Below are 7,385 nucleotides of genomic sequence, written 5' to 3'. Positions count from 1 at the left end.
GTTACGGTCACGGGGTTCTCTGGCAAGCAGATAGCTGTTCCAGATACGGAACGCCACATACATTTTCAGAGGGTCATTGCTAAGATATTTTCCCCAGAGAAATTCGCTTGCCGCCTGTTCCAGCTCCGGCTGTTTCCATCGGTTGGAGTGGAGGGCTTGCCGCAGCGGAGAAAGCCCGTATAAGTTCCAGTCTCTGTCCGTGTCACGCTCAAAGTTTATCAAAAAAGTTCCCAGCGGGCGTGTCATATCACAAAGCACCTCTGCGTTTTGGCTCCCGTTCAGCCGGAAGCGGATCTGCTGTTCTTCCCCAATCAAAATCCGCTCTTTCATTTTCTTCCTGTCCAGCGTCAGGACAAACAAAATCCTCTCAAAACATGGCTCATGCCGTATAAACTGATTCTCCATCCCTATCCCCTGCCTTTGTCTATGGTAATTATATAATTTAGTTATATCCGTTACACTCATGGTATCGCAGAAGCATTGTTTTGTCAAGGATAGTCCGCTATGATGATTGCAGTTGGTAATTTCGTGCCACACAGTACCTTGACAAGTGAATGACCGTCCAAAAGGGATATGACCGGCAGGAGAAGTGACGCATCCGGCGCACCAATGCAGGGAAACACCGCAGGAATGGGGCAGGAAAACGGCTTTGGGGGAGAACGGCAACAGGAAGCATTTTAACCTATTTGATTTATGGGAGGAACAGAATGAACGATAAAAAGAGATTGAACAGCTATGAGGATTTACCGCTGGTTCTGGATGTAGCGGACATTCAGCGGATTATGGGAATTTCAAGAGCGAGCGCCTATGAGCTAGTACACACACCCGGCTTTCCGGCGTTCCGCAGGGGTAGGCTTATCAAGGTCAGCAAAATTGCTTTCTTTGAATGGATGGCAAAAGGCTCCGAAACCGTACCGAGAAGCGACAAATAAGCGTGAGGTATCATTCCCTGACTGCAATACTGCCGCACTTTCCAAAGGAGCATACAGAGGGAAAAAAACTTAAAAATGATACCGAAACGCTACACCAAAACAGCCTATCTGTGTACATCAGGTAGAAATGGAGAAAGGAGCCGGTTATGGCAAGAATGAGCAACAAGCGGCGGCTGGAATGGTCTTTCTTCTTAAATGACCGCAGCCGTATCACTTACAACGAACTGTGCCGGAAATGCCAGCACGAATGTAAACAGAGCTTCCGGGCGGTTGTGGTTGACTGCCCGAAGTATCTTTCCAAGCGTTCCAAGAAAAAGGACAAAACTGCCGGAAACGGCAAAATCCCTTAGGAACTAAGGGCGCACTTCTATACATAGTCTAAAGACCATGTATCGTGCGTCCTGCGGAGCTTACCTCTGCCGCTGATAAAATCAGCAATCCGAGGTCTGCGTTCGCTTTGCTCCGACAAGGTGGCTACACCCCCTTGCGCCGCTAAAGCGGCTATCCCCTGTGTACCCGCCGCAAAGAGAAATCCGCTCTGCGGTTTTCCCTTTTCATCGGGTTTTATAGAAGCACTGACACACGGACTGTCTGCGGATGGTCTTTCTTTATCTTATCAGCAAAGGATGTGAGAACATGGAAAAATCTTTGGAACAGTTGAAGCAGGAATATGAAAAAACCACTGTCCTGCTGGAACGGGAAAAACGGAAAATGCAGCGTTTGAAAAACCGGCAGGCGTATCTGGAAAGCGGTTCCCGGAAACAGAGGACGCACCGGCTAATTACCCGTGGGGCAGCCGTTGAGAGCATTGCGCCACAGACAAAGGAGCTATCCGAAGCGGAATTTTATTCCCTCATGGAAAACATTTTGAATCTGCCGCAGGCGGAGCATTTCATCCGGTCTGCCACTGAGAACCACGCCCGTATTTCCGGGCAGGAGAAAGGCGGTGACTAAGGATAGCACTTTATCATTTTTCAATCGCACAGATAAAGCGTAGCGCCGGTCAGAGCGCCATTGCAAGCGCAGCCTACCGATCCGGGGAGCGTCTTTACAGCAGCTACTATGGAGAAGTCAGCGATTACACCAAAAAGGGCGGCGTGATTGCTTCGGAAATCATGCTGCCGCCCCATGCGCCGGAAATATATCTTGACCGGGCGACCCTCTGGAATGCTGTGGAGAGCTGCGAGAAACATCCAAAAGCACAGCTTGCCTATTCCTTTGATATTGCCATGCAGAATGAATTGACGCTGGAAGAAAACATGGAGCTGGCAAGGAAGTTCGTGCAGGAGCAGTTTGTGGCAAAAGGCATGATTGCCGATCTTGCTTTTCACAACCCGGAGAAAGAGGACGGCGGCATCCCTAACCCGCATTTCCATGTGATGACAACCATGCGCCCTTTGAACCCGGATGGCACATGGGGACAAAAACAGCGGCGGGAATATCTTCTTGATGAAGATGGAAACCGAATCCGGGATAAAAACGGCGATTATATGTTTAACGCTGTCCATACAACAGACTGGCATGAGCCGGAAACGCTGGAACACTGGCGGGAGCAGTGGGCGGCTGCCGTTAATACAAAATTTGAGGAAAAAGGGCTGGATGTGCGTATCGACCACCGTTCCTATGTGCGGCAGGGGCTTGACCTGATACCTACTGTCCACGAGGGAGCTAATGTCCGGCAGATGGAAGCAAAGGGCATCCGCACCGAGAAAGGGGAACTGAACCGCTGGATTAAAGCCACCAACCGGCTTATACAGGATGTGAGGAAGAAGATCAAAGCCCTGTTTGTCTGGATGGCAGAGGTAAAAGAAGAACTTTCCAAACCCCAGACACCGAGCCTTGCCGACCTGCTGATCGCTTATTACAACCAGCGCAACGCAGGGGCATGGAGCAATAAAGCCAGAACCGGAAACTTAAAGCAGTTTGCCGAAGCCGTCAATTATCTGACGGAAAACAAGCTGCTCACATTAGAGGATTTGCAGGAGCGTCTTTCCTCTGTCAGTGAAGAATTTGAAGCATTAAGCGGCTCCATGAAAAAGAAATCTGCCCGGATAAAGGAATTGCAGGAATTGATACGGGAGGGCGAGAATTACCAGCGGCTAAAACCTATTCATACGGAATTGAACAATATCAAGTTTAAGAAACAGAGGGAGAAATTTGAAACATCCCACGATGCGGAGTTACGGCTGTTTTATGCCGCCCGCCGTATTCTGAAAGAAAAACTGGACGGAAAACCCATTGCCCTGAAAGCATGGAAACAGGAATACGCACAGTTAAAAACAGAGTATGCCGAACTGTCTCCGCAGCACAAGCCGCTCCGGGAGGAAGTCATACGGCTGCGGCAGGTGCAGAACGCCGTAGATACCGCACTGCGCCGGAGGGAGCAGCCACAGGAAGTACAGAGAAAGAAACACGAGATGGAATTATGATATAATCGGCAGCTTTACCGCTGCCGGCATTTTTATGGAGGGAGCATTTGAATGTATTTGAAGCGGTGAAACAGTCTGTTACCACCCGGCAGGCTGCTTCATTCTATGGAATCCGGGTGGGGAGAAACGGCATGGTCTGCTGTCCATTCCACAATGACCGCACGCCCAGCATGAAAGTGGACAGCCGCTTTTACTGCTTCGGCTGCGGGGCTTCCGGGGATGTGATCGACTTTTCCGCTTTGCTGCATGGATTGGGGAAACGGGAAGCTGCGGTCAGGCTTGCGGAGGACTTCGGCGTTTCCTATGAGAAATCCGGCAATGCGCCGCCAGATAGGAAGCGTCACAACAGGTCACAGCCCCGACAAAAATCAGCGGAGCAGAGATTTCAGGAAACGGAACGGTATTGTTTCCGGGTGCTATGCGATTATCTGCGCCTGTTGGAGCATTGGAAAACAGCATACGCCCCACAGCCGCAGGATGCCATCTGGCATCCTCTTTTTGTGGAAGCGTTGCAGAGGATAAGCTACACAGAATACCTTTTGGATATTTTGTTATACGGAGAAATAGAAGAAAAAGCGGCGTTGATCGCCGCACAGGGAAAGGAGGTGCTGCGGCTTGAACAGCGAATTTCAGAGATTGCCGCTGGAAACGCAGGAAGCGGTCAAAAAGACGATGGACACAATGGAACCGGCGCAGACACCAGCAGAAATCCGGGAGACATTAGAGGGGACGCAGAAAGGCGGCGTGAAGAACAGCATCCGAAACTGCCTGACGGTGTTCCAGCGTGACCCGCTGTTTCGTGGGGCGCTGCGCCTGAACCTTTTGACGGAGCAGATTGACATTGTGAAGCCGCTGGGCTGGGAGCGCACCAGTACCACGCTGACCGACATGGACATGAACTACCTGCTTTTGTATCTGGAAGAAAATTACGGGCTTACCAGCGAGAAAAAGGTGCAGAGCGCCATCAAGATTGTTGCCAATGAAAACCGCTACCATCCGGTCAGGGATTACCTGAACAGCCTGCAATGGGACGGCACAGAGCGCATCCGTTACGCCCTGCATCACTTTCTGGGAGCCGATACGGACGAATACACCTATGAAGCCTTGAAACTGTTCCTGATAGGAGCCATCCGGCGGGTATTCAGACCGGGGAGCAAGTTTGAGGTCATGCTCTGTCTGGTTGGTGGTCAGGGAGCCGGGAAATCTACCTTTTTCCGGCTGCTGGCAGGTAGGGACGAATGGTTTTCAGACGATTTGAAGAAGCTGGACGATGAAAATGTGTACCGCAAGCTGCAAGGGCATTGGATTATCGAGATGTCGGAGATGATTGCCACAGCCAACGCCAAGAGTATTGAGGAAATCAAGTCATTCTTAAGCCGCCAGAAAGAAACCTACAAAGTGCCGTATGAGACACACCCGGCAGACCGGCTGCGGCAATGTGTATTCGGAGGGACGACCAACCGGCAGGACTTTTTACCCCGTGACCGCACCGGCAACCGGCGCTTTCTCCCCGTGACGGTGTACCCGGAACGGGCGGAGGTTCACATACTGGACGATGAAGCGGCGGCGAGGGCGTATATCGAACAGATGTGGGCGGAAGCCATGACGATTTATCGCAGTGGGAAGTATAAGCTGTCATTCAGCATAGAAATGAACCGATACCTGAACGCCCATCAGCAGGACTTCATGCAGGAGGACACACAGGCTGGCATGATCTACGCCTATTTGGAGGACTACACCGGTGACAGGGTATGCTCCAAGCAGCTTTATGAGGAAGCGCTGGGGAACTTAAATTCCCCGGCAGACTGGGAGACACGGGCAATCTGCGAGATTATGAATACCGGCATTGCGGGCGGCATTATACAGGGCTGGGCAGCCTACAAAAGCCCGAAGCGGTATAAGAAATACGGTTCTCAAAAAGGCTGGGAGCGTGTCAACCAAGACCCGCCGGAGGGGGACGGTTTTCAGGAAATCACGGAAGAAGAAGCCCGGCAAATGGAACTACCATTCTGAAAAGCCACCGGTTAACAGTTTGGTTGACGCTTCGGTTGACAGCCGGTTGACGGGGAAAAGCCTGATATTTGGGGCATTTCTCTCCTTTGTCAACCATGTCAACCAAGAAATCAAAGAAAAAGTAAAAAGTAATAATAGAGCGCCTGTGGATTGTTTTCAAAGTCTTTTCTGCCGGTTGACACGGTTTGGTTGACATGAAGACAGTCTGCGGCTGTAAACCTGCCTGACATTCCCTTGTCGGGCATATTTCATTTATGGAGGTAACTGCCTATGGCAAAAAGCAAAAACGAGAGCAATAACAAAAACAGCGGCACCCTGCTTACCGAAAAAGACGGCACCCAGTATTTTGTCATGGGGAAAGTCCGTATCAAGGTATCGGAGCATTTCGCACAGGATGGGAAGCCGCTTGACAGTCTGCTGGAAGATGTGATCCAGCACGCTGCCGCCGCTTCCTGAAAAAATACGGAATAACGACTGTCAATCAGCCCACGCTTATGATATACTTGTACCAGCGAGTATTGTATAAGCGTGGGTTGTTTCTTTTAGAAGGAGGATTTTTAACCGTGAAACAACCATACAATACAACGATTTATAACACTGCACTATATTTGAGATTGAGCCGTGACGATGAATTACAGGGGGAAAGCGGCAGTATCCAGACCCAGCGCATGATGCTTAGGCAGTATGCCGCAGAGCATGGGCTGACCGTTGTAGACGAGTACATTGACGACGGATGGAGCGGGACAAATTTCGAGCGTCCAAGCTTCCAAAGGATGATTGATGACATCGAGGACGGGAAAATCAACTGCGTTGTCACAAAGGACTTATCCCGTCTGGGAAGAAACTATATCCTGACCGGTCAGTACACGGAAATCTATTTCCCCAGCAAGGGAGTACGCTACATTGCCATCAATGATAATGTGGACACCATCAACGGAGAAAGCGAGCTTGCCCCGTTCTTAAACATCCTGAATGAAATGCACGCCCGACAGACCAGCAAAAAGGTCAAGGCTGCCATGCACACAAGATTTGCCAATGGCGCACACTATGGAGCCTATGCACCGCTGGGCTATGTAAAAGACCCGGACAAAAAAGGTCATCTTCTGATCGACCCGGAAACACGCTGGATTGTAGAGAAGATTTTTGATCTTGCCGTACACGGGAGGGGAGCCGCCAGCATTACACGGATTCTGGTGGAGGAGAAAGTACCTACCCCCGGCTGGCTGAACTATGAAAGATACGGGACTTTCGCCAATATCTACGCCGGTGCGCCTCCAGAAAAAGCCTATGCGTGGACGATTGCACAGGTCAAGAGCATTTTGAAAGAGGAAACCTACATCGGTCACAGCGTTCACAACAAGCAAAGCAACATTTCATTCAAGAACAAGAAAAAGGTGCGGAAGCCGCAGGAAGAATGGTATCGTGTGGAAAATACCCACGAAGCCATCATTTCCGAAGAAGTGTTCCAAAAAGTTCAGGAGCTGATTGCAAGCAGACGCAGACGACAGAAGAATGGCACAACGCAGATATTTTCCGGGCTGGTAAAATGTGCGGACTGCGGATGGTCATTGGCTTATGGTGTAAACAGCCAGAACAAAAATCCCTATGCACACTACCATTGCAGTAAGTACGGACAGGGATTACGCCAGTGTTCCATGCACTATATCCGCTATGATGTACTGTATGCCTATGTGCTTGTAAGACTGCAATACTGGTCTATGCTGGCACAGAAAGACGAGGACAAGCTGCTGAAACGGCTGCTCAATGCCAGCGACAGAGAAAGAAACTCTGCGAAGAAAAAGCAGGCTGCGGAGCTGAAAAAGGCGGAAAAGCGTAAAGCCGAGGTTGACGGGCTGTTTGCTAAAATGTATGAGGACTGGTCTGCCGGACGCATAACCGAGTATAACTTCAATATGCTGTCCGAGAAGTACCAGAACGAGCAAAAGGAGCTTGAAACAAAAATAAGACAGCTTCACGAAACGATGGAAGCCGCCGTACAGACCGCAGCGGA

8 protein-coding genes and 1 pseudogene are annotated in these 7,385 nt (G+C 50.3%); 8 read left to right on the top strand and 1 reads right to left on the bottom strand.

Annotated features, from left to right (window positions below; translation table 11 throughout):
* A pseudogene (locus tag DWW60_RS13155) lies at positions 1-405 on the bottom strand (hypothetical protein); the annotation flags it as partial.
* Positions 406-707: 302 nt separating this feature from the next.
* Here DWW60_RS13155 and DWW60_RS13150 point away from each other — a divergent pair.
* The 8 genes from DWW60_RS13150 to DWW60_RS13115 form a co-directional block, all read left to right on the top strand.
* The gene (locus DWW60_RS13150; RefSeq protein WP_008368839.1) at positions 708-932 is read left to right on the top strand and encodes a helix-turn-helix domain-containing protein; all 225 of its coding nucleotides are present in this window, start codon (positions 708-710) and stop codon (positions 930-932) included.
* 146 nt (positions 933-1,078) lie between these two features.
* Positions 1,079-1,282 carry a hypothetical protein gene (locus DWW60_RS13145; protein ID WP_004614949.1) on the top strand — a complete coding sequence of 68 codons (204 nt, stop codon included), beginning with the start codon at positions 1,079-1,081 and terminating at the stop codon, positions 1,280-1,282.
* A gap of 286 nt (positions 1,283-1,568) precedes the next feature.
* Positions 1,569-1,886 (top strand): DUF3847 domain-containing protein, encoded by a 318-nt coding sequence (locus DWW60_RS13140; protein WP_009260053.1) that lies wholly within the window; start codon positions 1,569-1,571, stop codon positions 1,884-1,886.
* Positions 1,887-1,888: 2 nt separating this feature from the next.
* Entirely contained in the window at positions 1,889-3,361 is a 1,473-nt protein-coding gene (mobQ, locus tag DWW60_RS13135) for a MobQ family relaxase (RefSeq protein WP_077727571.1), read from the top strand.
* Positions 3,362-3,408: 47 nt separating this feature from the next.
* Positions 3,409-4,149 (top strand): CHC2 zinc finger domain-containing protein, encoded by a 741-nt coding sequence (locus tag DWW60_RS13130; RefSeq protein ID WP_024730557.1) that lies wholly within the window; start codon positions 3,409-3,411, stop codon positions 4,147-4,149.
* Positions 4,034-5,374 (top strand): virulence-associated E family protein, encoded by a 1,341-nt coding sequence (locus DWW60_RS13125; RefSeq protein WP_055270962.1) that lies wholly within the window; start codon positions 4,034-4,036, stop codon positions 5,372-5,374. The genes DWW60_RS13130 and DWW60_RS13125 overlap by 116 nt, the downstream gene beginning before the upstream one ends.
* 270 nt (positions 5,375-5,644) lie before the next feature.
* A complete protein-coding gene (locus DWW60_RS13120; protein ID WP_004849804.1) occupies positions 5,645-5,830 on the top strand; it encodes a hypothetical protein in 186 nt (61 codons plus the stop codon).
* 107 nt (positions 5,831-5,937) lie between these two features.
* Positions 5,938-7,385, top strand: a 1,448-nt coding sequence (locus tag DWW60_RS13115; protein ID WP_117875552.1) for a recombinase family protein, incomplete at its 3' end; no start/stop codon positions are given.

Origin of the sequence: Coprococcus sp. AF16-22 (assembly GCF_003461545.1) — a bacterium.
Lineage (GTDB): Bacteria > Bacillota > Clostridia > Lachnospirales > Lachnospiraceae > Coprococcus > Coprococcus aceti.
Note: the sequence above shows the minus strand (reverse complement) of the source record. Positions and strands in the feature narration are given on the sequence as shown.

Bases quoted from the DNA above. Each gene is read 5' to 3' on its own strand.
- DWW60_RS13150 (WP_008368839.1), top strand. From the start codon at position 708: ATGAACGATAAAAAGAGATTGAACAGCTATGAGGATTTACCGCTGGTT.
- DWW60_RS13145 (WP_004614949.1), top strand. From the start codon at position 1,079: ATGGCAAGAATGAGCAACAAGCGGCGGCTGGAATGGTCTTTCTTCTTA.
- DWW60_RS13140 (WP_009260053.1), top strand. From the start codon at position 1,569: ATGGAAAAATCTTTGGAACAGTTGAAGCAGGAATATGAAAAAACCACT.
- DWW60_RS13125 (WP_055270962.1), top strand. From the start codon at position 4,034: ATGGACACAATGGAACCGGCGCAGACACCAGCAGAAATCCGGGAGACA.
- DWW60_RS13120 (WP_004849804.1), top strand. From the start codon at position 5,645: ATGGCAAAAAGCAAAAACGAGAGCAATAACAAAAACAGCGGCACCCTG.